The following is a 25,272-nucleotide window of genomic DNA, read 5'->3' as shown; positions in this document are numbered from 1 at the left end:
GGGCGAAACAGCAGTGCAGGTGCTTGAGCGTTCGTCCATGCTGGGTGAGTGAACGACATCGACAGGCGCCTGCAAGACACGGGGCGAGCATTCCTGGCTGCGGCATGGGCTCGGCTCCAGGAGGAGCGGGTGGTTCCGCCGCCGGCCTTCCACCCATACCTGGAGGTGGGGCGCGACTACTTCGGGAATTCCGTCATGCCGCTGGCCGAGTACCGAGCGCTTGAAGAGGCGATTGCCGCTTCTCATCCTCGGTTCGACGCCGGCCGACCACTGCATGAGCGCGAGTTCCCTGGTGGATTGGTCTTCAGCTTCCTAGAGACGTTCATCGCCCGGTTGACTCGTGCGCGGGAGGATTTTTCCCCTGATGGACCAGCCGCCGAGCAGGCGCTGCGGGACCTGATCCAGGCTGTTCACGCAGACACGTACGAGGTGGCGTGCTGCCGCGTGGTTTCCCACATGACCACCGCAGACGGCAAGCCAGTCGAGTTCACCAACATCCGCGTCGAGCCGGTGATCTCGCAAGCAGCGGACCACGATGGCGAGTTGCAGCGGATCATCTCGACGGTGATCCCTGGGGCAGCGAGCGCCTACGGTCGAGACCGGCCGCACGGTTTCGCGCCGCCGGAGAGCGTCATCATCGCGCAGGACAGCGGCGCAAAGCCGTTCGATCTGGCCAAGCCGCTGTCGCAGCGGATCGAGCGGTTCATGTTGCTGGTACGGCTGTTGAAGCCGAGCACCAGCGAGTCGATGGCGGAGATCCAAGGGGCGACTCACACGGTCCGAGAGTTCAAGCCCACCGTGCTCCGCTTCCGGGGCGCGGGGCCCGGGTTCGGTTCTCCGACGCAACTGGCCGCCCGCGTGATCACTCTCGGCTCGGATGATGTCAGCCGTGTCGACGGCCTCGGGCGGCTCCTAACCGCAGCGGAGCAGCCGCGAACGGACATGGCGTTCACCTCATTTGGCATGGCGCTTCAGAAGTTCGTTCTGTCCTTCCACGCATACGGCTGGTCCGAGCAGATCGTCGACCTGGCGACCGCCTTCGAAGCAGCTCTGTCCGGAAAGGAGAAAACCGACGTCACGCTACGGTTGAAGATCCGCGCGTCGACGCTACTGTCCACCGCCGTTGATCCCACAGAGCAGATCTTCAACGACGTGGGCGTGATCTATGGGCTCCGATCCACACTCGTTCATGGCGGCGCCATGACCGAGAAGGCTCTCCTCAAGGAGGTCCGGAAGATCTCGACCGTTCCCGATGGCCTACCTGATGGAACAGCGATCGCGCACGCCGTAGAACGGTTGCGCGACCTCGTCCGCCGTAGCCTGCTCGCCCGAATCTGCCTTGCAGTCGACGACACCCCGCTGTGGCCCCTGAACGCGGATACGGGCGTCGATGCTGCCATGGTCGACGATCTCCGCCGGAAGACATGGCGGGAAGCATGGCGCGACACTCTCACCAGTATCGACGCCCTCGCTAGCGCTGACCCTCCTCTCGCCTAGGGCTTGCAGGGAATCAAGGTGCGGCTCCCCTGCAAGCCCTCAGCGTGGCGGGCTGCTTGGCGAGTATCCGTCGGCGGACTGCATCTGCCTTGCGATGGAACGCAGATGGTCGGCAAGTTCTGGCTGGTCGTTTCGGGTGAAGATCTGGGCGAGGCTGTCGACGAGGTTCACGCGGGCGGGCGTGTCGAGGTCCTGCACGAAGGTCTGGAGCAGGTGGGCGACTTGGACCCAAACGGTGTGGGGGGCGTAGGTGGCGATTTCGCGCGTCAGCCGACTCAGGGCTTCGATGGTGTTTGGGTCGGCGGCTTGTGGTTGGTGGATGAGCCAGTAGGCGAGAGTCAGTGTGGGTGTCGTGGACAGGGCTTGGTGCAGTTCCTCCGCCTGGTGCTGGCGTTGGCGGTTGGCTTGTTCGTTCAGCGCCTCGTCGTGTATCCGGCGTTGGAGGCAGACGACCGTCTCGATGTCTGTGGTGTCAGCGGTCAGCTGCGCTCGGGCCCATACTCCCAAGTTGTTCTAATGGGTGAAGGTCAATCCCGCGGCCTGTTGGATGAAGGTCGCGGGCAGGTCAACGCTTGCGGTTTCGCCGATGGAGCAGTCGAGGGTGCTGCCTTCCCAGGTGTACTGCTCGATGGTGGGTACGACCTCTACCTCTTTCCGCCGATCTCTTTCCGCCGATCATTACCCGGCGACGTGTGTCGTGCCGGTGTGGGCAGTTCGGTCCGGTACGGCCCACTTAGCCGACATAGCAGCAGTCGGTGTGGCCGTGTGAGTCGAGGAGATCACGGGTGTCGTGACGTGATTCGTCTCGCAGGGCGGCCTTCATGAGGGCGTTGGCATCATCCACCTTGACGAGCAGTGTGTGGGTGCTGCTCTTCTCCTGCAGGCCCCGCCATCCCTTGTCGGCCATCGGATCGGCCTTGTTCACGAAGCTCTTGAGTGCCACCCAGTCGTGGCCTTCTCGGTCACTCAGGAACAGGGAGTCGGCAACGGTCGGCTCGGAGGCGGTATATGCCAGGAACCGTCTGATGTCGCCGCGGTATCGGATGAAGTCGAGGGAGGGCCGGTGGCCACGGTTCGATGCTGATCAGCGGCGGGCTCTATGCCGATACGCCGTTGCCGCCTTCTTCCTTGAAGGCGTGTAGTCGATCGGGGGCAGGCTGGGATCGATCTCGCGGTCGCCGATGAATGATCTGGTGTAGGCCTTCATCCTGGGTTCCTCGCAAGATCACGCTGATGTACGGCGTTCACGGAGTTTGGCCGAGGAGAGCACGGAGTCCCTTCCTCAAGGCGGCGACGAGGTCGAAACTCGGATCGATCAGCCACTGCAGCTGCAGTCCGTCCCACAGGGCGACGAATGCGTAGGCCGCCTCGGCGGCCTGGGTATTCGCCGGAAGGCGCCCTTGGGCGATGTCGGACCGGATGCTCTTCTCGACGAGGGCCCGGACTCGGTCATAGCGTTCGACGAACCAGACATGGGCGGGATGAGAGGTGGACGACGCCTCGGCCGACAGGACTGCCAGCAGTCGCAGCGACTCTGGTTTCGCGAGGTTGCGCTCGGCCAGGGCGATGACTGCGTCGATGAGACCGCTGTGCAGCAAGTCCCTTTCGAAGGATTCCTTTTCGCGGTTGTCCGCGTTCTCGAGCACCGCGATCAGCAGCTCTTCCTTGGTGGGGAAGTGGTGCCGCAGGCTTGTGAAGCTCAGATCGAGCTGGCGGGCGATCTCCCGCAGCGCTCCCCCGTGGTAGCCGGCGACGGCGAAGGCCCGCTCGGCAGCTTCGACGATTTCGGCCTTGCGCCGTGCGGTGTTGGCATACGGACCACGCCGCCCGGCCGTCGCTGCAGGGTCACCCATGATCCAAGTATAGGCACTGCACAACGACGGCCTACGGCCCTTTTCACCGCACGCGCCGCAGGGGCAGGAGCACCAGCGCCGACACCAATGCCAGTGCGATCGCGATGACGAAGACACTGCGGTACCCGACGGCGGTCACAACGAGACCCGAGACGATCGGTGCGAGCACCTGGGGTCCTGTGTTGGCGATGTTGAGGATCCCCATGTCCTTCGCGCGGTCGTCGCCGTTGGGCAGGACGTCCGCCAGGAGCGCCTGGTCGACGGCGATGTAGATCCCGTAGGCGAAACCGCCGACGCCCAGGAACGTGTAGAACGCCGCCAGGGAATGGGACAGGACCAGAGGCGTCTCGGCTGCGGCAAAGATGAGCGAGGCGGTGATCACGATGGGTTTGCGTCTGCCCAGGCGGTCGGAGAGGGGGCCGGACAGTACCGTCGCCGCACCCGAACTGACCGCCATGACGACGCCCCCGGTGGCGATGACACGGCCGGCTTCCCCGACGCCGATCCCGATGTAGTCGGTGAGCACGAAGAGTTGGTAGAGCAGCACGCTCATGAAGGACATCAGCAGCAGGAAGCGGCCGATGAGCGCCAGGAGGAAATCACGGTCGCGCGGGGGGATGAAGCTGCGCAGCAGTGCCCGTGCGGACCCTGTCTCCCGCGGCTCGTTGCGGTTGTCCTGCTCGGGGGCCAGGAGGACGAAGAGCACCGTGGTGACGGCGATCAGCCAGGGCAGCCAGCGCAGTCCTTCTCGGGGGACGGTGATGAGAGCCCCGGCTACGACGCTGCCCAGGCTCTGAGCGACCAGCTGGCCGAATCCGATGACGGCGGACGCCTTGCCCAGGTTGCTGGGTGCCACCCGGTCCGGCAGTACGGCGAACAACGGGGCGAGGACCACTGCCAGGCCGACCTGGAAGGTGATCCAGAGCGCGACGAGCAGGGGGAAGTTGCTGGTGAACGACATGGTGGTGGCTGCGATGGCGAGGACGACGCCACCACTGGCGATCCATGGGTTGCGCTTGCCCAGGCGTGAACGGGTGCGATCGGACAGTGTGCCGATGACGATCGTGGCGATCATGCTGGCCAGCGAGCCGGTGGTGGCGAGGGTGCCGTAAAGCGCCACTTTCCGGTCGGGATCGATCTCCGTCATGATCGCCGGAATGAGCGTGCCCGCAGCGGCGAACGGAAGCATCCAGCCCGCGTGAACGAGGAACAGCAGCGGTCCGAGCCTGCCGAGCCGGGCCGGCCCCCGACTCAGTTCACGGTCTCCCCGGGGGATGTCTGGTCTCGTGGAAAGGGTCACTGGCCTGCTCCTTTGCAGCACGGTGAGAGACGGTGCGTGAGATGCTAGCCACGAAAACAGCTCAAGCGCTACATTTTCGTCGACCATTCTTTTCCAGGAGGCTCCGTGAATCACGCAGTGACCACTTCGGCGACCGGCGTTCAGCAGGCGGAAGCCTGCCCGCCACCCCGGCTCGACAGGTCACAGGGACCGGCCCGGCTCGTCGTCGACGGGGATCCGTTCCTCGTACGCGGCGTCGAGCTCCACAACTCCTCCCCTTCAGCGGCCGGTTCGCTGGCCGCCGGTCTGCGGTCCGCGGTCGCCGCCAACGCCAACACCGTGCTGGCAAGCGTCACGTGGGAAGAGATCGAACCCGTGGAGGGGCGCTTCGTCCTCGACTCGGTCCGATCGGTTCTGGAGGAGGCTCGGGCTGCCGGACTGCGGGTGATCCTGCTGTGGTTCGGAGCATGGAAGAACGGCTCGTCCAGCTACGCACCGACGTGGGTGAAGCGCGACTGGGACCGGTTTCCGCGCTGCGTTCTGGAGGACGGGCGCGTGACGGAAACCCTGACCCCGTTCGCACCCGGCGACCTCGACCTGGCCGCCTTCCGCCGCGTGATGGAGTACATCGAGGAGATCGACGCCGAACACCGCACCGTGCTCATGGTGCAGATCGAGAACGAGGTCGGACTGCTCGGCGCCTCTCGTGACCGGTCCCGGGAGGCGCAGAAGGCCTTTGCCCAGCCCGTCCCCGAGAACCTCCGTCATGTGCTGTCCTCGCAGGACGCCACCACCGTACCGGCGGGCCTGTGCTGGAGCGACCTGCCGGGCGATCCTTCGGCACGCGACGAGGCCTTCATGGCTTGGGCGTTCGCGAGCCACATCGAGAAGCTGGCGCGGGCGGGCCGTTCCGTCTCCCCCGTGCCCTTCTTCACCAACGCCTGGCTGGACAGCGAGATCGATCTCGACATCCCGGGTTTCGCGGTCGCCGGGGGGCAGGTCCCGGGCACCTATCCCAGCGGAGGGCCGCTCCCCCGCGTGGCTGGCGTCTGGCGGATGACAGCACCCACCGTCGACCTGTTCGCCCCGGACTTCTACTTCGGCCAGCCCGACACGGTCTTCGGCGACTTCCTGACCATGTCGGGCGGTCTTTTCATCCCCGAGATGCGCCGTGACGCGGTGGGGGCCGGGCATGCGCTGCTCGCGATCGGCGAGTACCACGCCCTGGGTGTCTCCCCGTTCGGCACGGACTCGGCCGACCTCCCCGAGCTCGCCGAGCTTTCCGACGTCTACGACCTGATCCGCCAGACCGAGTCCATGCTGACCCTGGCGGACGGCACACCAGCCGTCACAAGAGGCTTCCACCTCGATGACGCCACTCCGCGCGTCGCCCTGACCATGGGCTCGATCGTCCTGACGGTGACCCGGTGGGCTCCCATCGGGATCGACGCTGCGGGAACGTACGGTTACGGGCTGATCGTGGCGCAGGAGGAGGACGTCTTCCTCGCGGTCGGCCGGGGTTTCCGCATCGGCTTCACGACCACGGACCCGGCGTGGCAGATCGGGCTCGAGGCCGTCACCGAAGGGCGCGGCGGTCCGGACGGGTGGAAGGCGGAGCGCCGCCTCAATGGCGACGAAACCGCGGGAGGGACCGCCTGGATGCATCCGCAGTCTGGGCAGACCTCGGCCAGCCCGTTCCCCATCCCCGCCCACGGTGACCACTCGGGGATCTCTCGCTGCCGCATCTATCGCTTCCCCTCTCGGGAGGCACCCGCTCTGGACTGACAGCCAGGCCCAGCTCCGCGGTCCATCGTGCAGACCCGCGCGACGTCAGGCGGGTTACCGACGAACTCGAACGGCGCCGGGCGGCTGCTCTCCGCCCACCCGCTCGCTGATCATGTCCAGCAAGGAGAAAGTCATGTCCCCCTCCCGCACCTCCCTCGGTCTCGGCTCCCCCGAGCTCCACCGACTGCTCGCCGAACTGTCCCTGGAGACCAAGGTCAAGCTGTTGACCGGCCAGGACTTCTGGACCACCTCGCCGGTCGAGTCGATCGGCCTGCGCCGGATGGTGCTGTCCGACGGCCCCTCGGGGGTGCGGGGCGAGGTGTGGGACGAGCGCTCTCCCTCACTCAACCTGCCATCCGCGACCGCCCTCTCCTCCTCCTGGGATCCCGAACTGGCCTACCGCTACGGTGCCGTGCTCGCCGCCGAGGCCCGCCACAAGGGCGTCGACGTGGTCCTCGGCCCAACGATCAACCTTCACCGCTCCCCGCTCGGGGGCCGCCACTTCGAGGCGTTCAGCGAGGACCCCGTCCTCACCGCCGACCTGGCCGCCGCCTTCGTGCGCGGCCTGCAGGATCACGGCGTCGCCGCCACCCCCAAGCACTATGTCGCCAACGACTATGAGACCGAGCGCTTCACCGTCAGCACCGAGGTTTCCGAGCGTGCCCTCCGCGAGCTGTACCTCCTCGCCTTCGAGAAGGCCGTGGTCCAGGCCCGCCCCTGGCTCGTCATGTCCGCGTACAACGCCATCAACGGCGTGACCGCCACCGAGAATGACCTCCTCGACACGCCGTTGAAGGCCGAGTGGGGCTTCGACGGCGTCGTCGTCAGCGACTGGACGGCTGTCCGCTCCCTTGCCTCGGCCGAGGCCGGGCAGGACCTCGTCATGCCGGGACCTGACGGCCCGTGGGGCCCGGCCCTGGTCGCGGCCGTCCGCGATGGCCGTGTCGACGAGGCCGTCATCGATCGCAAGGTGGCGCGCGTCCTCCTGCTGGCCGCCCGCGTCGGCGCCCTGGACGGCTACCAGGCCGCCCCACCACCGCGGGTCACCGCGTCGGACACCATCGCCTTCGCCCGCCACGCCGCCACCCAGGGCACCGTCCTCCTCGCCAACGACGGCATCCTCCCCCTCGACCCCACCCGCCTGCGCCGCGTCGCCGTCATCGGCCACAACGCCCAGCACGCCCGCACCCAGGGCGGCGGGTCCGCCACCGTCCTGCCTGAGCGCGTCGTCAGCCCACTCGAAGGACTGCGCGCCGCCCTCCCCGATGCCGAGGTCACCCACAGCCTCGGCGCCGTCGCCCATCACGGCCGCACCGCGCTCCCTCTCGATCAGACAACCAACCCGGCCACCGGCGAACCCGGCATGCTCGTCCGCTTCCTCGACGCCGACGGCGGCGAACTCTTCCGCGAGGACCGCCGCTCCACCGCCCTGGTCTACTTCGGCGGGGACGCCCCCATCACCACCGCCGCCACCATCGAACTCACCACCCGCTGGACCCCCGATACCACCGGTGAGAGCCTGCTCGGCTTCGCCTCCGTCGGCACCGGCCGCATCCATGTCGACGACCAACTCCACCACGAGGACACCGCGATCGCCGTCGGTCAGGACCTCGGCGCCAGCCTCCTGGCCCCACCCGCCGTCACCACCCCCGTCACCACCACCGCCGGCACCCCCCTGTCCGTGCGCGTCACCTTCGACCTCACCTCACGCGACACGGCCATGGGCGGCACCTTCGCCATCACCCTCGGCACCAAACCGGCCCCGCACGACCCCATCGCCCTGATCGCCGACGCCGCCCGGGCCGCAGCCGACGCGGACATCGCCGTCGTCGTCGTGGGCACCAACTCCCAAGTTGAGTCCGAGGGCTTCGACCGCACCGAGCTCGACCTCCCCGGACACCAGGACGCCCTCGTCCACGCCGTCACCGCCACCAACACCCCCACCATCGTGGTCGTCAACTCCGGCTCCCCCGTCCTCCTGCCCTGGCGCGACGACGTCTCGGCCCTCCTCGTCACCTACTTCGGCGGCCAGGAGATGGGCAACGCCCTCGCCGACACCCTCCTCGGCCACGCCGAACCCGGCGGCCGCCTGCCCACCACCTGGCCGACCACCACCGAGGACGTCCCCGTCCTCAACACCACCCCCGCCAACGGTGCACTTCACTACACCGAGGGCATCCACATCGGCTACCGGGCCTGGCTGAAGTCCGACACCCAGCCCGCCTTCCCCTTCGGCCATGGCCTCGGTTACACCACCTGGCGCCTCGCCGACCTCACCGTCGACGACGACACCGAAACCGACGACAGCACCGCCCGCCACACCGTCCACCTCACGGCCACCAACACTGGCCCACGCGCAGGCAAGGAGGTCATCCAGGTCTACCTCTCCCGCCCCGACTCCACCGTCGACCGCCCCAGCCGCTGGCTCGCCGCTCACACCACGGTCCGCGCCGAACCCGGCGAGACCACTCGGGTTGCCGTCCCCCTCCCGTTGCGCGCCTTCGCCGACTGGCGACCCGACGGCTGGCACTACGAACCCGGCCCTTACCACGTACTCGTGGGCACCTCCGTCACCAACCTTCCGATGAGGACAACCATTCAGTTCCCCCACTGACCGAGACGCCAGGACCGTAATCGAGCGCAGGCCAGCGACCTCAGGCCACCGCCGGGAGTGAACCGGCTCACCACGATCACTCCCTGGGTATTCGCGGCGGGACCCCACGAGGATCAGCTCACTGACGCGGATCCACCCTGCACCGGGACGGGATCCCACCCTCGTGGGACCCCGTACCTCGACGTGAACTGGCGGATGTGCGCTCAGGCTGCTGGCACGAGCCGGAAGCTGCGCGCGACAACTCGGGGAACAGCCTCACTCCGGGACTCAACAGAAGATCGGACGAAAGACCAGTCCCGGATGACCATCTCGAACCTACTGCGAGGCGCGCCTGTCAGGTTCCTCGCGCGCGATGTGGTTGACGAGGTCACCTGGCTCCACGCCAAGCGCCGTCGCGACATCCAGGAGCGTCAGCACGCCGGGATTGCGCTGCCCGTGCTCAATGTAGATGAGGCCTCGAAAGCTCAATCCACTACGCTCCGCGAGTTCTTCCAAGCTGAAGCCACGCCCTTCCCTGAGCCGACGGATTTGCATACCGAGGGACAGGAGTCGCGGGTCAGGTGACGGTTCATGTGCTGGCACATGATGACTCGACCGGCGCGATTCCGCGCGCACCATGAACAGCTGTGCATAATCGGGGCTCGTGCTGGAAATCCTGCACTTGAGTACCAGTACCCAGTGCAGTGGCTACGGCGCCAATCGGACGCACACTCCCGCCGCCAAACAACCGCTGGTCGACGGCACGGAAGAGGACGTCATGAGCGCCCGGTCAGTAAGTGAGAAGACATGACGAGAAAACTCCTGCCATTCGACCGGTGGCACAAGTCCTACCCAAAGCCCGACCGCGGTGATTCTCCCTGCAAGTGCGGCACCAGGAACCGTCCTCTTTACCCATCGACAGACCACGGACGAGGACGGCGTTGGCAGGCCCGCTATGCCGATCGCCACGGCAAGGAGTGCAGAACGTCGTTCGGTACGTGGCGGGAAGCGCTGGACCATCTGCTCGACCTGTCAGCAGAAGGTGCTCGAACAGCGATAATGAACCGGTCAACAGGAGATTGTTGCGTTGCCTTCTTCGCGACGCAGATGATAGAGCGCAAGCGTAGGAAGAAAAAGAGAGCCAGCACAGTCGATACGTACGAAAGCCATCTCCGCAATCACATCGTTCCGTTCGCGGGGAATCGCCCGGCAGCATCACTACGTCGCGGCGATTCCATGGCCTTCGTCGACCACTTGCTGGAAAAGCCCAATCTCGGATCCGCCCGCACGGTCGTCCAGATCTTCAAGACGTGGCGCATCCTCATGCACTACATCCTGGATGAAGACATTCCCCTCCCCGCAAACATCGTGGCCCGCATCGAGCTTCCGGAGATCGAAGACGGCCACGAAGCCGCACTGACCCCCGCGCAGGTGGCCGCAGCTGCGGCTGCGATGCGGGAGATCGAGCCGCGCTACGAAGTCCTGGTGTGGCTCGGAGCGTGCGCGGGACTGCGCGCAGGTGAAGCCCGTGGGCTGACACGAAGTCGGGTCGGCTGGCGAGAGCATCTTCTTTACGTCGAAGAGCAACGGCAGCGCGGCAAAGCCGTGCCGCTCAAGACAAAGTCCAGCTACGCGACACTTCCCGTGGATCACTTCCTGATCGAGCGGCTACAGGCGCACCAGTCCTGTTTCCACGGACCCGAACCTGTCTCCAACGATGCCGTACGCAGGCGCCGAACTCAGGTCTACGCTGAGGTGGTTGACGAGGGCCTCCTTGTGACGAACCTTCATGGAAGACCCGTTCAGGCCAGCGACTTCAACGAGAAGTGGAGTCAGGCCGTCGCCCTGGCGGGCCTCCCTGCAGGCACCCGTTTCCACCACCTCAAGCGCTTCTACACCTCCACTCTCGGAGCCTCGGGCAAGCACGACCCGAAGACCGTCCAAGCTCTCTCACGGCACGCCAGGTTTTCCGAAACGTGGGACACCTACGCACGCCCACCATTGGCTGTCGAGGGTCTGGAAGTCACGGTGTTCGGGGATGCATTCCACACATGCCCGCCGCTGGGAGTACGGTAGCCGGGTTCTAGAGCTTCTGTCGGAACACCGTGACCAGCAACTCTGGCGCCGAAGTCGACCATGCACCGCCGGGATATCCGCACGTGATGCCTCGTCTCACAGGTATTTGCCACCTGCCGCGCAGCCGTAGGTTCGCGCCCCGGTCTGTATATCGGGTCTCGGATAGTTCACTGTCCGTTACCACTGCCTGGGCTTCTCGGGCTTCGGCTGTCCGGCAAGCTCGGCCAGGGCGATGGCTGTTGACCGTCACGTCATTCCGTGACGCATGCATCCCTCGCGAAGCATCACCCTTGGCGTGCTCGCCCTGCACTGTGGATCCGTTGATGCACATGCGGGCAAACCGTCGGACGAGAAACAGCTCGATGACGTCAGTGGGTTCCGGCGACCGGGGCATCGTGGGTGACCAGACGTTCTGCGGACGGTGCGCCGCTTGCCTCAGAGGTGCGACGGTCTACTGCACTGACCCCTCGCCCAAGCAGCGCCGACAACGCCGCCTGCGTCTGAATATCGAGCCGATCCGCCAGTACCTGGGCGTCTCCGAGTTCGCCGAGCGCATGGTCGTCGACGCCCACGGCCTCATCCCGCTGCCGGACGGCATCTCCTTCGAGGCCGGCGCGCTGCTTCGTGCTGTCTGACGACCGGCCTGGCCACCGTCTTCGACGTCAACCGGCCCCAGCCGGGCTCCAGCGTTGCGCTGATCGACACCGGCGGAGTCGGCGTCGGCGCCGTTCAGGCCTTCTCCGCGCTCGCTCCCGAGGGCCGGGCCACCGTGATGATGCCGATGGGCGCCGACATCCCGCTGCCCGGTCGCCTCCTCCGCTCCGGCCGTGCCCGGAACGCGTAACGGCTATTCGACACTCCGGCCAGTCAGGGCTTGGCGGATGTCGCAGCCAGACCTCCGGCACAGACGGAGATGCCGACTCCGTCTACGGGCGCGGCACCCCGCGGCTGTTCAGTGTCGTGCCCGCCCGGTCGTCCAATTTCGCCCAGCTCGGGTGGCTCACAGCAGTCGCCGTTCGTTTCCGTGACGCCGATGGCCGGGTGACCCGAGGGCGAGACTCCCTCGAGCCACTCGGCCAAGGACACCATTGACTGCGTAAGGACCGTCGGTGTTACGCTTCTTTCATTCTGATTCGCGCATAGACGCGGCCACCTGGACGATGGGCACTGACGATGGCGCCAGCAGCGACTACACCGGACCCCAAGGCGAAGAGCGCCTTCGACGAGGTCAGGGCTTGGTTCTTCGAGGACTATCTGCAGCGGTGGGTGAAAGCCGGAGCGGCAGGCACCTCCCCCACGTTCATCACCGAGTACTGGGGCGTCCCGCTGTGGGTGGGCGTGGAGGGACACACACCCGCTGTACTGCTGTCAGCCGAGGCGGTGATCGAGTTTCTCGACGGCATGCAGACGCGCCTGCGTGCGAGTGGCTACTCCCACACGGTCGTACCCGACAGGAGGCTGACACTTTTCCACGACCGCGGCGCCGCGATCGAGGTCATCTGGTCGCGGCGACGTGCCGACGAATCAGAAATCGAACGCCTGGCCGTCAATTTCAACTGCGTGAAGGGCGAGGACGGGTGGCGGGTGATCGCGATTCAGGGTCGCCCGATCGACACACTCAGCCTGAACGAGTCCTGGCCGGTCCACCAGGAAGCGGCGGAGGAACGATGATGAAGTTCCGCGAGCAGATCACAGCCTCCGGAGTGAGCTACCTCGAAGCCGGCGAGACCGGCCCACTCTTGGTGTTCTCACACGGCTACCGGGACAGCGCGAAGGGCTGGGAATGGACGGCACGTGGGCTGGTCGAGCAAGGCTGGCACGTTGCTCTTGTCCAGCGCAATGAAGCAGCGACCTCGGCCGGCGATTCCAGCGCAGCACTCGACGCGTATGCGGCCCAGGTCATCGATGTGATCGATGAGATCGACGGTGCCGAAGACGGGGTGGTGCTCATCGGGCAGTCCATGGGGGGTGCTGTCGCCGAAGCTGCGGCCTCGAAGTTGGGCGCCGCACTTCGGGGACTTGTGCTCGTCAACCCGGCCCCGCTGGGCGGCACGTCGCTTCCCGAGGAAGTGCTGGAGCAGTTCATCGCAGGAGCGAAGCTGACCAGCCCGGAAGCGGGCGCGCAGGTCAAGCTCGGGCTCACCGCGCACCCCAGCGACGATCTTCTTGTGCGGCTCACGGAATCCACGCCAGAGGAGTCGGTGGAAGCGGCCTTGGAAAGCCTCCTCGCGTGGGTACATGGGCATCCCGCCGGTCGTGAACCCTCAACCCTTTCCGCTCCGGTCCTGGTGGTCGTCACCGACGATCAGTTCTTCTCGGAAGAGATGCTCCGCTCCGTCGTGGTCCCCCGGTTCTCCCGGGTCAGCGTAGTCGCGGTCAGGGATGCAGGGCACTTTGTGCACATCGAGCAGCCCGCCGCGCTTGCTTCGCGCATACAGGAGTTCGTCAACTCCGTCTGAGCGACGGGCAGTTCGCGAAATCTACAGCCATGACCTTGGGCAGGAACGAGAGGGGTGAAAGCTCCGTGGAACGCGAAGAACACTGGATTCCAGTAGAAGGTGGCATCGCCCTGCACGCTTGGGTGTATCGGCCGACTACAGGTGAGGTTGGCGTCAGTGCGCCCGGACTCACACTCGCTCACGGGTTTGGCGGACTCATAGAGATGGGAGTCACCGCCTACGCGGAGCATTTCGCCTCCCTGGGATTCGTAGTGATCGCTCACGATCACCGCGGGTTCGGGTTGAGCGGTGGGTGGCCCCGCCAAGACATCGACCCGTGGCGGCAGATCCTCGACTGGCGACGTGTGGTCACCTATCTCAGCAACCTGCCCGGTGTCGACCCCGACCGCATTGGGTTGTGGGGATCGAGCTACGCCGGCGGCCATGCCCTCGTCCTCGCCGGCAGCGACCCGCGCATCAAGGCCGTCGTCTCTCAGATCCCCACTATCAGCGGTTACGAACAAGGCCTTCGACGCGCAAGCCCAGAGCAACGGCGGGCCCTGCAGCAGCGATTCAACGACGATGAACTCGCGCAGCAGCAAGGTGCTGAACCGGCCCGGCAGAAGGTCAACGACCTGGATCCCGACGTCCCGTCCGCCTACTCCGACCCCGAAATGGCGGAGTTCGAGGACAGCTATTCGATCGATCCGCTTCTGAGATTCGATCGGAAGGTGACCCTCAGGTCCACTCTCAAGGCAATGATGTACGACCCCGGCGTGTGGGTGACGCGGATCTCGCCGACCCCGCTGCTCATGATCGTGGGTTCCCTCGACACGGTCACCCCGTTCGACATCGCGACTGCCGCGTTCGAACGCGCGGAGGAACCCAAGAGGCTCGTCACCTTCCCGGGTGGTCATTTCGATGCCTACGTCAAGCACTTCTCTGTTACGGGCGTCGCCGCCGGCGAGTGGTTCGTGCAACACCTCGCATCAGCTGAGCGGGCCAACTGAGGCTTTCAGACGCGGATGCCAAGCGGATCGCCGTAGATGGGGAGATTCCAGTCTCGCCGACGAGTCACGCGCTCTCGGCGCCATCGCCGTCGCTGCACTCCGGTGGACACGACTTCAGGTATCCAAGCGGATCATCTCCGCATGAGTTTTGTTGATGAGACCGACCAAAGGAGAACGGCGATGAGCCAACTGCAGTACGAGACACTGGTTCTTGATGGAACTCCCCGGGCAGCGGGGGCCCTTCCGACGGGAGAACCCTTCGCGACATCACCGCTCACCCTGACGTTGATCTACGGAGAGAGGGACGCTGTCCTCGTCGACGCTCCCTACACCTACGGTCAGATTGAGCGGGTTCGAAACTGGATCATCGATTCCGGGAAGAACCTCACCGCCGTCTACATCACGCATGGTCACGGCGACCACTGGCTTGGGGTCGAGGAGCTGTTGTCCAGTTTCTCCGCCGTTCCCGTGTACGCGACCGCGGGCACTATCGGCAAGATGCACTCCGAGGCGACGGAGGGCCGGGCGAAGATGTGGGACCCGGCTCTCCCCGGGATGATCCCGCCTGCCTCTGTCACCGCTGTCCCGCTACCGGCTGACGGTTTGCACCTCGAGGGGGAGCCCCTCGAGGTGATAGACCTCGGCCATACGGACACCGATGCGACGACAGCCCTTTGGGTGCCTTCGATCCGGTTGGTCGTGGCAGGGGACGCCATCTACAACGGAGCACATCAGATGCTGCTCGAGGCACCCAATGGCGGCTTCGAGGAGTGGCTGAAGGCCATCGATACGGTTGAGGCCCTCGATCCCCTGCATGTTGTCGCCGGGCACAAGGCACCCGGTGCGGCCGACGACCCGCGCTGCATCGACGAGACGCGCCGCTATCTTCTCGACGCTCGCGAAACTCTGGCCCGCGTCCAGACACCGATGGAGTTCTACCAGGCCACTCTTCGCCGCTACCCGCATCGGGTCAACGCATCGCCGGTGTGGTACGGGGCGCTCGCACTGGTTCAGTGAGGCACCGGACAGATCGCATTGGTGCTCGACGCGTACACCGCGGGAAGACGATTGTGGGCAGGCAGCTGACGCGCCTGAGAGCTGCTGAACGCTTTCCCACCGCCGTCTCATACGCCACGAAGGCGCGATCGGGACCATGCGCCGCGACGTCGCAGGGCGCGAGAAGTTCCGGGACACGGACTACCCCGGCCTGATTCCCGACACCTCGCTCGTCTACCGGCCGATCCCTGCCGGGTTCGAGCGCCGGCCGTCATCGACCGGACCCGCCAGTACCTGCGCGACGCGCAACACCTGCTCGCCGGGAAGCCCACTGCGCGCCGCTTCTTCGACGAGATGATCGCCCGTTGTCCGGACCGGCTCAACATCGGTCCCGTCTGGTACCGCGCGCACGGCCTCTTCGGAGTCCTCATGCCCGCGGTGACCGTGGGCGACCCCAACCAGGCAAGCGAGGAGGACGACAAGTGACAGAGCCAAGGACCGATCCGTCAGCAAGCCGGGATGCGGGGCCCTTGTCAGGCTTCGACGTGTTTCGCAGCGCATTCGTGGAGGCCGTCGGTCTGCGCTTCACCGAGGTCACGCACACGCGGGTGCGGGGGGAGATACAGCTGGACGCTGAGCACCACACCCCGTGGGGAGTGGTGCACGGCGGGGTCTACACCGCTGCGGTGGAGTCCGCCGCGTCCGTCGGTGCGTCGGCTGCGGTAGCCGATCGGGGCCAGGTCGCCGTGGGAGTGGCCAACAGCACGGACTTCCTCCGGCCGATCACCGCAGGGACGGTGGAGGTGCTGGCCGAAGCGATCCAGCAGGGGCGCAGCCAGCAGCTGTGGCAGGTGACCGTCACCAGCGCCGACAACGGCAAGCTCATCGCCCGTGGCCAGCTGCGCCTTGCCAACGTTCCCGCCACAGCGCTCCCGACCACATTGGGGCAGGACTCATGACCATCTCCTCCTCTTCTTCCGCCACCCACGGCCGGAGTTCGGCGGGTCTGGACGTATCGGCATCGTTCGCGACCACGCTGGACACACCGGAGCACATCCGGATCGCCGAGGAACTCGGTTTCCGGCGTGCGTGGCTCTACGACACACCCCAGCAGAGCCCCGACGTGTGGATGACACTGGCGCTGGCCGCCGAACGCACCCACCGCATCGGGCTCGGACCCGGCGTTCTCGTACCGGCGCTGCGCCACCCGATGGTCAACGCCAGCGGGGCGGCGGCTCTGGAGCGGCTGGCCCCCGGGCGGGTCGCGGTGGCTTTCGGCACCGGGTACACCGGCCGCCGGGCGATGGGGCAACAGCCCGTCTCATGGGCGTACATGTCCCGCTACGTCTCGACGTTCCGCGCGCTCCTCAGGGGCGAGACCGTCGAGTGGGAGGGCAGCCCGATGCGCATGCTGCACACCCCCGAATTCCTCCCAAGCACGCCGGACACCATCCCGGTCTACATCGCGGCGATCGGCCCGAAGGGCACAGCGATCGCTGAATCACTCGGCGACGGCCTCTTCATCATGGGGACCGACGGCATTTCCGAAGGAGCCAGGAAATTCAAGAACGTCGTCTACGGAACAGCCGGGTCCGTGCTCGATGACGGCGAAACTCTCACCAGTGAGCGACTTCGCACGGCCGCGGGCCCCGCACTGGCGCAGCTGTTCCACATCTCCTACGAACTCGGCGGCGAGGAAGCGGTCAAGGCGCTGCCCGGCGGCCCGGAATGGCTTGCCGTCGTGCTCGACACACCGGAGGCCGAACGCCACCTCGCGGTGCACAATGGCCACCTGCTGCGCCTGAACGACGCCGATACCGCCGCCTGGAACGCCGGAGGGCACACGCTGGTCGGGCACACTCTCACCGGCACGGCCGGCGACGTCCTTGCCAGGGTCCAGGATCTGGCGGCGAAGGGTGTCACCGAGATCACGTACCAGCCCGCCGGCGACATCCGCCGTGAGCTCGAGGCCTTCGCCGACGCGGTGGGCATACGACGATGAGTCCGGCGCCCGGGAACGCGGCCATGCGTCGCACAGGCGTGGGCGTGTCGGGCTCGCGGGTGGTGTGAGCGTTCCGGGTCGGACGACCGCAACGGACTGCGCCGCATTCGCGCCGACGGTGACACCCTCGGTCTCCGGTCAGGCCGCGCGTCCAGACCGAACGGAGGCTGGCACTCCCTGGGTTTGCGTGGCGCGGTCACGATCGCGGGGCCACTGGGCAGGTCCCAGGAAGCCTGGCTTTCTGGGCCGAGGGCCCGGGCCCGGATCACCAGAAGGCCAACATCGTCGCATCGACCGCGGGTGCTGGGCTTCCAGGACCGTGTCGCAGAGGGCTTCGAGCGAGGGTTCCGGCCGGGCGGGTGCCTGGGAAAGGCTGCGGTTGCCCTCATCGAGGTCGCGGCGGCGACTTTCGATGAGTCCGCTGGTGGACAGAGCCAGGCAGGCCGGATTTAGCCGTGCGGCCCCACGCCGCGCAGAAATGTGTCGACGATGAGCGTGGCCAGTGCGTCCGCGCTCTGTCGGACCTGCTCCGGGTCCATGTCCGCGCCGCCTCCGTGCAGGGACTCTTCGACAAGGGCGTAGTAGACCCGCCGTGCCCACATGAGGTCCGCGTCCGGGGCGAGGAGCCCTTCGTCCTGCGCGCGGGCGAAGAACTCGAGGGCGCCGGCGTTGATTTCGGACCAGATCACCCCGGTGAGAGGGGTATCGGCCAGGGGGTGGCCGAGGGTGAACCGCCAAACGCTCTTGATCCGCAGCACGTTCGCCGTAACGCGGTGCAGCGCCACGAGCGGTGGGGCGGTATCCAGGTGGGCGTCCTCCACGGCCTCCATGAGCTGCCGCTTCGCCGAGGCGGCGAGTGCCTCGATGAGGGCCTGGCGGTTGGCGAACCGCCGGTGCACGGTCGTTCTGACCACGCCCGCCTGCTCGGCGATCTGCTCCATGGACGCGCCGGGGTCTTCGGCGAGCACCCGCTCGGCCGCCTCCAGAATCGCGCGCACACTGCGCGCGGCATCGGCCCGCAGCGGTCGACCCATGACTTCCCCACTCCTGACGTATTCGTGATGCACCGAAGACCATACGCCTGACCTGCAGATCTGCGCCGATGTACATCAGAGTCGTTGCATGGAAGTGCAAAATCGCGACACTAGTGATGCGAGTAATCCGGAGAACTGCTACGTTCGTGTTCTAGATCATGGACCTAATCTCATGATTCGGGTCCCCGGCTGTCGGCTTCTCGGTCCGAGGGGCGGAGTCCCTCTGGTCCTGGCCCCTGTGCCTGATGACGCCCCCTAGAGAACGTGCCCTCGGGCGAACCGGAGGAATGACACGGTGGAGATCGAGCTGCGGATCAACGGATCCGCCCAGCGGCTGGACGTCTCGCCACAGGTGAGCTTGCTCGACGCGTTGCGCGAGTATCTGGGCCTGACCGGCACCAAGAAGGGATGCGACCAGGGCGCGTGCGGCGCCTGCACGGTGCTCGCCGACGGCCTGCGGATCAACGCGTGCCTCGCGCTGGCGGTGCAGTACCAGGGTCGTGAGATCACGACCATCGAGGGCGTCGACCACCCGCTGCAGGAGGCGTTCGTCCGCACCGACGGATTCCAGTGCGGCTACTGCACGCCGGGCCAGATCTGTTCGGCGATCGGCATGCTCGCCGAGCACAAGGACGGCGCGCCCAGCGCGGCGACCGAGCATCTCGCCGACACCGGCGGCGAGTTGGCCGACGAGGAGATCCGGGAGCGGATGAGCGGCAACCTGTGCCGCTGCGGCGCTTACAACGGCATCGTCTCGGCGATCAAGGAGGTGGCGAAGTGAAGTCGTTCTCCTACGTCAGCGCACCGGACATGGGCACGGCGCTGCGCACGATCGCGGACGGTGAGGACGTGAAGTTCCTCGCGGGCGGCACGAACCTCGTCGACCTCATGCGGGAGGGGATCGAGCAGCCGGGGACGGTCGTGGACATCACCCGCCTGCCGCTGACCGGGATCGAGGAACTGCCGGACGGTGGGATCCGCGTCGGCGCGCTGGTGAGCAACAGCCGGCTCGCGGCGGACCCCCTCATCCGCACCCGCTACCCGGTGCTGGCGCAGGCGGTTCTGCTGGGCGCGTCCGCCCAGTTGCGGAACATGGCGACCGTGGGCGGGAACCTGCTGCAGCGCACCCGCTGCATGTACTTCTACGACGAGAGCGCCGCGTGCAACAAGCGCGCTCCTGGCAGCGGTTGTGACGCGATCGGCGGGTTCTCCCGCGGCGGCGCGGTCCTGGGGGCGAGCGAGCACTGCATCGCCACGCATCCCTCGGACATGGCGGTGGCGCTAGTCCTGCTGGACGCGGTCGTCGAGGTGGAGAGCGTTCACGGCGTGCGGCGTATCCCGGTCGCCGAGTTCCACCGGCTGCCCGGCGACACGCCGCAGGTCGAGACGGTGCTGGCTGCCGACGAGCTGATCACGGCCGTAGAGTTGCCGCCCGTTCCGGTGGCGGCGAACTCGCGCTACCGCAAGGTACGCGACCGTGCGTCCTACGCATTCGCCCTCGTCTCCGTCGCCGCCGCGCTGGCCGTCGAGGACGGCGTGGTCAGAGAGGTCCGGCTCGCACTGGGCGGGGTGGGCACGAAACCATGGCGCGCCACGGAAGCCGAACGCGTGCTGCTCGGTCGGCCGGCCACCGAAGAGTCCTTCCGGCGGGCGGCAGAAGCCGAACTCGCCACCGCGGAGGGCGGACCGCAGAACTCCTTCAAGATCGAACTCGCACAGCGTACGATCGTGGCGACCCTGCGGCAGCTGCTGACCGACGGGAGCGCCGCCTGATGCCGAGGTCAAAAGCAGTCGGTACGGCGAGATCAAGCGCGGTCAGTGTGACAACCACCCCCGCCCGGCTCGTGCGACTCCCGCGCAGCGAACGACAGGGCCGTACGGACGAAGGCAGGGTGGCATGACCACGATCGGACAACCGCTCGACCGCGTCGACGGCGACGTCAAGACGACCGGGGCGGCCAAGTTCGCCGCCGAGCACTTCTATCCCGGCCTCACGCACGCCGTACTCGTGCACGCCACCATCAGTCGCGGGCGGATCACCGCCCTGCACACCGACGAGGCGAGTGCGGTGCCAGGCGTGGTCGCCGTCCTCACCCACCTCAACGCGCCCTCTTTGAAACCGGCGCCCAAACCCCGCCTGCTCAACCTCGCCATGTGGCTCTCCGGCACCTTCGTGAACTATCTGCAGAGCGACGAGGTGCACTGGGAGGGGCAGCCGATCGCGGTGGTCGTCGCGGAGACCTCTGCCGCCGCTCGGGAGGCCGCCGCGCTGGTGCGCGCCGAGTACACCGTGACGAAGGCTGTCGTCGACTTCGAAGGGTCCGAAAAAGACGCACGGCCGCAGCCGAACAACCCGATCTTCCCCCGAGGGGCCAAGAAGGGCGACGCGGAAGCCGCACTCAAGGCCGCACCGGTCGCCCTGGACCTGCGGTATACCACCCCTCCGCAGAACCACAACGCGCTGGAACTGCACGCCACCACGGCGAACTGGGACGGCGACCGGCTCACCGTCCACGACGCGACGCAGTCCATCGACTGGTTCCGCACCCACCTCGCGACGCGGTTCGGGGTCCCCATGACGAACGTGCGGGTGCTGGCGCCGTTCGTCGGCGGAGCTTTCGGCGGCAAGTTCGCGATCTGGCCCGGCACCATCCTCGCCGCGCTGGCCGCGCGGGCGACCAGCAGGCCCGTCCGGCTGGTGCTCTCGCGGGAGGCGGTCTACCGCACGGTGGGCGGGCGCACCCCCTCCATCCAGCGTCTCGCGCTGGGTGCGGACCGCGACGGCAAGCTGACCTCGCTGATCCACACCAGCGTCACCCGCGACGGCCGGACCGGAGGTCTTTCCGAGCAGGTCACCTCCTCGTCCCAGCATCTCTACGCCGCCGAGAACATCCTCGCGCGGCACGACCTCGCCACGCTCGACCTGCTGCCGAACACCTTCATGCGGGCGCCGGGCGAGGCGATCGGCACCTTCGCGCTGGAGTCCGCGATCGATGAACTGGCCTACGAGCTGGGCATGGACCCGATCGAGCTGCGTATGCGCAACGAGACCGCGGTCGACCCGGTCGACGGCAAGAGGAAGTTTTCGCACCGCAGGCTGCCGGAGCTGTACGCACTGGGCGCGGAGCGGTTCGGCTGGCACGAGCGCAACCCCGAGCCGCGTTCGACGCGCGACGGCCGGTGGCTGGTCGGGACGGGCGTGGCGACGGCGTTCCACCCGGTGTTGACGTTGCCGGCCAACGTCACGGTCCGTCTGTCGGCCGACGGCGGTGTGCTGGTGCGCTGCGCCTTCCACGAGATGGGCATGGGCGGCGCCACGGTCCAGGCCCAGATCACGGCCGACGCGCTGGGTGTGCCGTTCGACACCGTCCGCGTGGAGTACGGCGATTCCGATCTGCCGCTGGGGCCGACCGCCGGTGGATCTCCCCAGACCGCGAGCGTCGCGGCCAGCGTGACGCGGGCGTGCGAGGAGCTGAAGCAGACGCTGAAGTCCATTGCACGCAAGACGGGCGGTGGCAGCAACGAGGAGATTCTCCGGCGCGCGAAGGTGCCGCACGTCGAGGCCGTCGTCGGATCGGAGACTCGGCTCGGCCGGATCGCCGGGCGGGCGCGGTTCCTCCCGCCTTTCCTGCTGGGCAACCAGCGGTGGGTGAAGGCCTCCTCGGGTGTGCAGTTCTGCGAGGTGAAGGTCGATGCCGAGACCGGTGAGACGCGGGTGTCGAGGTGGGTCGGAGTGTTCGACATCGGCAGGGTGATCAACGCAAAGACTGCGGCCAGCCAGATGCGCGGCGGCATCGTGATGGGCCTGGGCCTGGCGATGGCGGAGGAGACGCTCGTCGACCCGCGCACCGGGCGGATCATGAACCCGAGCCTGTCCGAGTACCACGTCCCCGTGCACGCCGACATCCCGCCGATCGAGGTGTCCTTCCTGGACGACCCGGATCCGACCGCGCCGCTCGGCATCCTCGGCGCCGGCGAGGTGGGTGTCACGGGTGTCGGAGCGGCCGTGGCGAATGCCGTTTATCACGCGACCGGCAAGCGCGTGCGGGACCTGCCGATCACACTGGACAAGCTGCTCTGAGGCGACGGCAGTTGCGGGCCGTCGTCGCGCGTGGCCTTTCGGATGCCGCAGGCGCGACGACGGCCCGCTCTTCGCACTACGACAAGAAAGACATGCCCATGCTGGACATCGCGGACGAGCTGAACCGGTGGCTCGATGAAGGCCGGGACTTCGCCGTCGCCACGGTCGTGGCCGTCAGCGGCAGCGCGCCGCGCGGGCCGGGCGCCGCGCTCGCCGTCGACGCAGCCGGCACCGCCGTCGGGTCGGTGTCCGGCGGCTGTGTGGAAGGCGCGGTCTACGAGCTGTGCGTCCAGGCACTCCAGGATGGCGAGGCGGTGCGCGAGCGGTTCGGCTACAGCGACGAGGACGCCTTCGCCGTTGGGCTGACCTGCGGCGGTGTCCTCGACATCCTGGTCACGCCGGTGCCCGCCGACGGGCCCGACCGGAAGGCATTCCAGACGGCGCTGTCGGCCGCCGCCCAGGGCGAGGCGGCAGCACTGGCCCGCGTGGTGAGAGGCCCGGCAGAACTCCTCGGCCGGGCGCTGGCGGTACATCCCGACGGATCGTACGAAGGCGAACTCGGCGGACACCCGGACCTGGACCGCGCCGTCCTAACCGAAACCCACTCCCTGCTGAACACCGGTCGCACCGGGACTTTCGACATCGCGCAGGACGGAACCCACTGCGAGCCCGGCCTGACCCTGTTCGTCGAATCGAGCGTGCCGCCGCCCCGCATGCTCATCTTCGGCGCCATCGACTTCGCCGCCGCGCTGATGCGCATGGGCAAGTTCCTCGGCTACCACGTCACCGTGTGCGACGCTCGACCCATCTTCGCCACCCAGGCGCGCTTTCCCGAGGCCGACGACATCGTGGTCGACTGGCCGCACCGCTACCTGCACCGAACCGAGACCGACGACCGCACGGTGGTGTGCGTGCTCACCCACGACGCCAAGTTCGACGTACCCCTGCTGGAAGCGGCCCTGCAACTGCCGGCCGCCTACGTCGGCGCCATGGGCTCGCGCCGCACCCACGAGGACCGCGACCGCAGACTCCGCGAGACCGGCCTCACCGAAGCCGAACTGGCCCGCCTCCACTCACCCATCGGCCTCGATCTCGGCGCCCGCACGCCCGAGGAGACCGCCCTGTCCATCGCCGCCGAGATCGTCGCCACCCGGCAAGGGGGAACAGGTCTGCCGCTGAGCGGCTCGCACACACCGATCCACCACGACACCGTGGGGCGCCGGTCCGGTGCGAGCGGCGCCATGGACAGCGTGACGCGACCGCGAGCCGACCGTCAGGACGACGGGAACACCCTGAGCCCCCTCCGCGTCGGCGTGGTGTGAATAATTACCTCACCCGCCCTGACGGTGCCCGGAACGCCTTCGAGGACGTCGGCGACGGCCCGCTGACGTTGGGCTGGTCGGATCCCCTCGCCCCGGTGAGTCTTCGCCTGCTCACCCGGCCGCGGAGCCCTTCGGCGCTGCCCCCCCGTTCCCGGGCGATCTCAGTGTCGTTCCGATGCGAGTGCGCCCGTCACGCCGTAACGGCGCTACACGGTGTCGGCGGCCGCCGTGCCCGGCGACTGTGTGCCAGCGCTCCCGAACCAGACGTCCTTGGCCTGCTTCCCGACGGCGCTCAGCACGACCACCGTGGCCAGGGCCGGGATCACGGCGGGTGGCAGTCGTCCGCCCGAGGAGGCGGTTTCGGCAGCCGCCGGAACCGCCTTCGCCTCAGGAGCCGGTTACGGCCGCGGCAGGGTCGAGGTGAGTGCGGAACCACGAGAGCGCGGCGCCGCTGGACTCGTCGAAGTGCACGTTGTAGGCGTCGAAGTGCCCACCGGGCAGCAGCACCAGTTCCTTCGGGGACAGCGCTCGCTCAAAAGCGGCCAGCTGGATGTCGGCCGGGACCACCGTCTCTCCGGTCTCGACGATCATCATGAGCGGCTTCGGCGCGACCCGGGCGATCCACGCGCCCGGCTCGTACATCCGCGAAGCCCTGTTGGAGCGCATCGTCACCGTGTTGTTCCAGTGACCGGCCGGAACCAGGTCGCGGTAGAAGCGCAGCGCGTCCGGGGAACTGAACAGGGCCGGGTCGGCCGGATCGTCGCCGATGGAGGTCTGGTAGCGCGGTTCGCCGCCGGCGGCCTGGGCACGTTCGTCGTCGGCGTGGGCGAGTTCGAAGGCGGGGATGCGCTCCGGTGGGACCTTGCGCTGCCACTGCTCGAATCCGCTGATGGTGGGCACCTGCGACACCACACACTTGATGCGCACCTCGGTCGCCCCGAGCACCATCGCATGACCGCCCGCGAAGCTTGTCCCCCATACCCCGATGCGGTCCGCGTCGACCTCGGGCCGGGCCTCCAGGAAGCTGATGGCGCGGCGCCAGTCCGCGATCTGACGCCACGGGTCCACATCGTTGCGGGGCTCGCCGTCGCTCGCACCGAACGAGCGGTGATCGTGGACGAGCACCACGAACCCGGCGTCCGCGAATCTGCGCGCGTACCGGTCGAGGCCCATCTCCCGGTTGCCGCCGTACCCGTGCGCCATCGTGATCGCGGGGCGCGGCCCCTCGGCGTCCGGCAGATAGAGCCAGCCGCGCAGGGTCACGTCCCCGTCCGCCGTGAACTCCACGTCGATGCGTTCCGTCATC

The 25,272-nt window shown here is 67.4% G+C and carries 24 protein-coding genes; 16 read left to right on the top strand and 8 right to left on the bottom strand.

Annotated features, from left to right (window positions below):
• Positions 1-48: 48 nt before the first annotated feature.
• Positions 49-1,497, top strand: a complete 1,449-nt coding sequence (locus RMT89_RS31460; RefSeq protein ID WP_315887132.1) for a HEPN domain-containing protein — start codon at positions 49-51, stop codon at positions 1,495-1,497.
• 39 nt (positions 1,498-1,536) lie between these two features.
• Here the strand turns inward: RMT89_RS31460 and RMT89_RS31455 are convergent, their stop codons facing one another.
• The 5 genes from RMT89_RS31455 to RMT89_RS31435 all read right to left on the bottom strand — a co-directional run bounded on the left by RMT89_RS31455 (position 1,537) and on the right by RMT89_RS31435 (position 4,650).
• Complete coding sequence (locus tag RMT89_RS31455) at positions 1,537-2,004, bottom strand: hypothetical protein (RefSeq protein WP_315887131.1); 468 nt, start codon at positions 2,002-2,004, stop codon at positions 1,537-1,539.
• Positions 2,005-2,230: 226 nt separating this feature from the next.
• Positions 2,231-2,440 (bottom strand): hypothetical protein, encoded by a 210-nt coding sequence (locus RMT89_RS31450; protein ID WP_315887130.1) that lies wholly within the window; start codon positions 2,438-2,440, stop codon positions 2,231-2,233.
• A gap of 141 nt (positions 2,441-2,581) precedes the next feature.
• Positions 2,582-2,704, bottom strand: a complete 123-nt coding sequence (locus tag RMT89_RS31445) for a hypothetical protein (RefSeq protein ID WP_315887129.1) — start codon at positions 2,702-2,704, stop codon at positions 2,582-2,584.
• Positions 2,705-2,741: 37 nt separating this feature from the next.
• Positions 2,742-3,350, bottom strand: a complete 609-nt coding sequence (locus RMT89_RS31440) for a helix-turn-helix domain-containing protein (RefSeq protein WP_315887128.1) — start codon at positions 3,348-3,350, stop codon at positions 2,742-2,744.
• A 43-nt stretch (positions 3,351-3,393) separates the two neighbouring features.
• Positions 3,394-4,650, bottom strand: a complete 1,257-nt coding sequence (locus RMT89_RS31435; protein ID WP_315887127.1) for an MFS transporter — start codon at positions 4,648-4,650, stop codon at positions 3,394-3,396.
• Between the two features lie 105 nt (positions 4,651-4,755).
• On the opposite strand from RMT89_RS31435, the gene RMT89_RS31430 reads away from it, so the two are divergent.
• Positions 4,756-6,414: a DUF5597 domain-containing protein gene (locus RMT89_RS31430; RefSeq protein ID WP_315887126.1), complete on the top strand. Its 1,659-nt coding sequence runs from the start codon at positions 4,756-4,758 to the stop codon at positions 6,412-6,414.
• 133 nt (positions 6,415-6,547) lie between these two features.
• Positions 6,548-9,028, top strand: a complete 2,481-nt coding sequence (locus RMT89_RS31425) for a glycoside hydrolase family 3 C-terminal domain-containing protein (RefSeq protein ID WP_315887125.1) — start codon at positions 6,548-6,550, stop codon at positions 9,026-9,028.
• Between the two features lie 315 nt (positions 9,029-9,343).
• On the opposite strand, the gene RMT89_RS31420 is transcribed toward RMT89_RS31425, so the two are convergent.
• A complete protein-coding gene (locus RMT89_RS31420; protein ID WP_315887124.1) occupies positions 9,344-9,562 on the bottom strand; it encodes a helix-turn-helix transcriptional regulator in 219 nt (72 codons plus the stop codon).
• 681 nt (positions 9,563-10,243) lie between these two features.
• Between RMT89_RS31420 and RMT89_RS31415 the strand changes: the two genes are divergently transcribed.
• The 9 genes from RMT89_RS31415 to RMT89_RS31375 all read left to right on the top strand — a co-directional run bounded on the left by RMT89_RS31415 (position 10,244) and on the right by RMT89_RS31375 (position 17,529).
• The gene (locus RMT89_RS31415; protein ID WP_315887123.1) at positions 10,244-11,083 is read left to right on the top strand and encodes a tyrosine-type recombinase/integrase; all 840 of its coding nucleotides are present in this window, start codon (positions 10,244-10,246) and stop codon (positions 11,081-11,083) included.
• Between the two features lie 362 nt (positions 11,084-11,445).
• On the top strand, positions 11,446-11,718 hold the full coding sequence (locus tag RMT89_RS31410) for an alcohol dehydrogenase catalytic domain-containing protein (protein ID WP_315887122.1): 273 nt from the start codon (positions 11,446-11,448) through the stop codon (positions 11,716-11,718).
• Between the two features lie 538 nt (positions 11,719-12,256).
• Complete coding sequence (locus RMT89_RS31405) at positions 12,257-12,754, top strand: hypothetical protein (protein ID WP_315887121.1); 498 nt, start codon at positions 12,257-12,259, stop codon at positions 12,752-12,754.
• Entirely contained in the window at positions 12,751-13,542 is a 792-nt protein-coding gene (locus RMT89_RS31400; RefSeq protein ID WP_315887120.1) for an alpha/beta hydrolase, read from the top strand. Before RMT89_RS31405 ends, RMT89_RS31400 begins: the two co-directional genes overlap by 4 nt.
• A 65-nt stretch (positions 13,543-13,607) precedes the next feature.
• Entirely contained in the window at positions 13,608-14,531 is a 924-nt protein-coding gene (locus RMT89_RS31395; protein ID WP_315887119.1) for an alpha/beta hydrolase, read from the top strand.
• Between the two features lie 180 nt (positions 14,532-14,711).
• Positions 14,712-15,548 carry an MBL fold metallo-hydrolase gene (locus tag RMT89_RS31390; RefSeq protein ID WP_315887118.1) on the top strand — a complete coding sequence of 279 codons (837 nt, stop codon included), beginning with the start codon at positions 14,712-14,714 and terminating at the stop codon, positions 15,546-15,548.
• A 333-nt stretch (positions 15,549-15,881) separates the two neighbouring features.
• A complete protein-coding gene (locus RMT89_RS31385) occupies positions 15,882-16,013 on the top strand; it encodes a hypothetical protein (protein ID WP_315887117.1) in 132 nt (43 codons plus the stop codon).
• Positions 16,014-16,072: 59 nt separating this feature from the next.
• On the top strand, positions 16,073-16,486 hold the full coding sequence (locus RMT89_RS31380; protein WP_315887116.1) for a PaaI family thioesterase: 414 nt from the start codon (positions 16,073-16,075) through the stop codon (positions 16,484-16,486).
• Positions 16,483-17,529, top strand: coding sequence for an LLM class flavin-dependent oxidoreductase (locus tag RMT89_RS31375; protein WP_315887115.1), 1,047 nt, complete (start codon positions 16,483-16,485; stop codon positions 17,527-17,529). The genes RMT89_RS31380 and RMT89_RS31375 overlap by 4 nt, the downstream gene beginning before the upstream one ends.
• Before the next feature lie 449 nt (positions 17,530-17,978).
• Here the strand turns inward: RMT89_RS31375 and RMT89_RS31370 are convergent, their stop codons facing one another.
• Positions 17,979-18,563 (bottom strand): helix-turn-helix domain-containing protein, encoded by a 585-nt coding sequence (locus tag RMT89_RS31370; protein WP_315887114.1) that lies wholly within the window; start codon positions 18,561-18,563, stop codon positions 17,979-17,981.
• Between the two features lie 295 nt (positions 18,564-18,858).
• On the opposite strand from RMT89_RS31370, the gene RMT89_RS31365 reads away from it, so the two are divergent.
• From RMT89_RS31365 to RMT89_RS31350, 4 genes are all read left to right on the top strand, one after another.
• Positions 18,859-19,344 (top strand): 2Fe-2S iron-sulfur cluster-binding protein, encoded by a 486-nt coding sequence (locus tag RMT89_RS31365; RefSeq protein ID WP_315887113.1) that lies wholly within the window; start codon positions 18,859-18,861, stop codon positions 19,342-19,344.
• On the top strand, positions 19,341-20,336 hold the full coding sequence (locus RMT89_RS31360) for a xanthine dehydrogenase family protein subunit M (protein WP_315887112.1): 996 nt from the start codon (positions 19,341-19,343) through the stop codon (positions 20,334-20,336). Before RMT89_RS31365 ends, RMT89_RS31360 begins: the two co-directional genes overlap by 4 nt.
• A 124-nt stretch (positions 20,337-20,460) precedes the next feature.
• Positions 20,461-22,644, top strand: coding sequence for a xanthine dehydrogenase family protein molybdopterin-binding subunit (locus RMT89_RS31355; RefSeq protein WP_315887111.1), 2,184 nt, complete (start codon positions 20,461-20,463; stop codon positions 22,642-22,644).
• Positions 22,645-22,742: 98 nt separating this feature from the next.
• The gene (locus tag RMT89_RS31350; RefSeq protein ID WP_315887137.1) at positions 22,743-23,966 is read left to right on the top strand and encodes an XdhC/CoxI family protein; all 1,224 of its coding nucleotides are present in this window, start codon (positions 22,743-22,745) and stop codon (positions 23,964-23,966) included.
• A 387-nt stretch (positions 23,967-24,353) separates the two neighbouring features.
• On the opposite strand, the gene RMT89_RS31345 is transcribed toward RMT89_RS31350, so the two are convergent.
• Positions 24,354-25,271 (bottom strand): alpha/beta hydrolase, encoded by a 918-nt coding sequence (locus RMT89_RS31345; RefSeq protein ID WP_315887110.1) that lies wholly within the window; start codon positions 25,269-25,271, stop codon positions 24,354-24,356.
• Position 25,272: the final 1 nt, after the last annotated feature.

Source organism: Streptomyces sp. P17, from assembly GCF_032436805.1.
Taxonomy (GTDB): Bacteria; Actinomycetota; Actinomycetes; order Streptomycetales; family Streptomycetaceae; genus Streptomyces.
Note: the sequence above shows the minus strand (reverse complement) of the source record. Positions and strands in the feature narration are given on the sequence as shown.

Coding starts and splice junctions, on each gene's coding strand:
- RMT89_RS31350 (WP_315887137.1), top strand. CDS start 22,743: ATGCTGGACATCGCGGACGAGCTGAACCGGTGGCTCGATGAAGGCCGG.
- RMT89_RS31385 (WP_315887117.1), top strand. CDS start 15,882: ATGATCGCCCGTTGTCCGGACCGGCTCAACATCGGTCCCGTCTGGTAC.
- RMT89_RS31405 (WP_315887121.1), top strand. CDS start 12,257: ATGGCGCCAGCAGCGACTACACCGGACCCCAAGGCGAAGAGCGCCTTC.
- RMT89_RS31370 (WP_315887114.1), bottom strand. CDS start 18,563: ATGGGTCGACCGCTGCGGGCCGATGCCGCGCGCAGTGTGCGCGCGATT.
- RMT89_RS31420 (WP_315887124.1), bottom strand. CDS start 9,562: ATGCAAATCCGTCGGCTCAGGGAAGGGCGTGGCTTCAGCTTGGAAGAA.
- RMT89_RS31445 (WP_315887129.1), bottom strand. CDS start 2,704: ATGAAGGCCTACACCAGATCATTCATCGGCGACCGCGAGATCGATCCC.
- RMT89_RS31355 (WP_315887111.1), top strand. CDS start 20,461: ATGACCACGATCGGACAACCGCTCGACCGCGTCGACGGCGACGTCAAG.
- RMT89_RS31400 (WP_315887120.1), top strand. CDS start 12,751: ATGATGAAGTTCCGCGAGCAGATCACAGCCTCCGGAGTGAGCTACCTC.
- RMT89_RS31345 (WP_315887110.1), bottom strand. CDS start 25,271: ATGACGGAACGCATCGACGTGGAGTTCACGGCGGACGGGGACGTGACC.
- RMT89_RS31375 (WP_315887115.1), top strand. CDS start 16,483: ATGACCATCTCCTCCTCTTCTTCCGCCACCCACGGCCGGAGTTCGGCG.
- RMT89_RS31390 (WP_315887118.1), top strand. CDS start 14,712: ATGAGCCAACTGCAGTACGAGACACTGGTTCTTGATGGAACTCCCCGG.
- RMT89_RS31425 (WP_315887125.1), top strand. CDS start 6,548: ATGTCCCCCTCCCGCACCTCCCTCGGTCTCGGCTCCCCCGAGCTCCAC.
- RMT89_RS31410 (WP_315887122.1), top strand. CDS start 11,446: ATGACGTCAGTGGGTTCCGGCGACCGGGGCATCGTGGGTGACCAGACG.
- RMT89_RS31440 (WP_315887128.1), bottom strand. CDS start 3,350: ATGGGTGACCCTGCAGCGACGGCCGGGCGGCGTGGTCCGTATGCCAAC.
- RMT89_RS31415 (WP_315887123.1), top strand. CDS start 10,244: ATGGCCTTCGTCGACCACTTGCTGGAAAAGCCCAATCTCGGATCCGCC.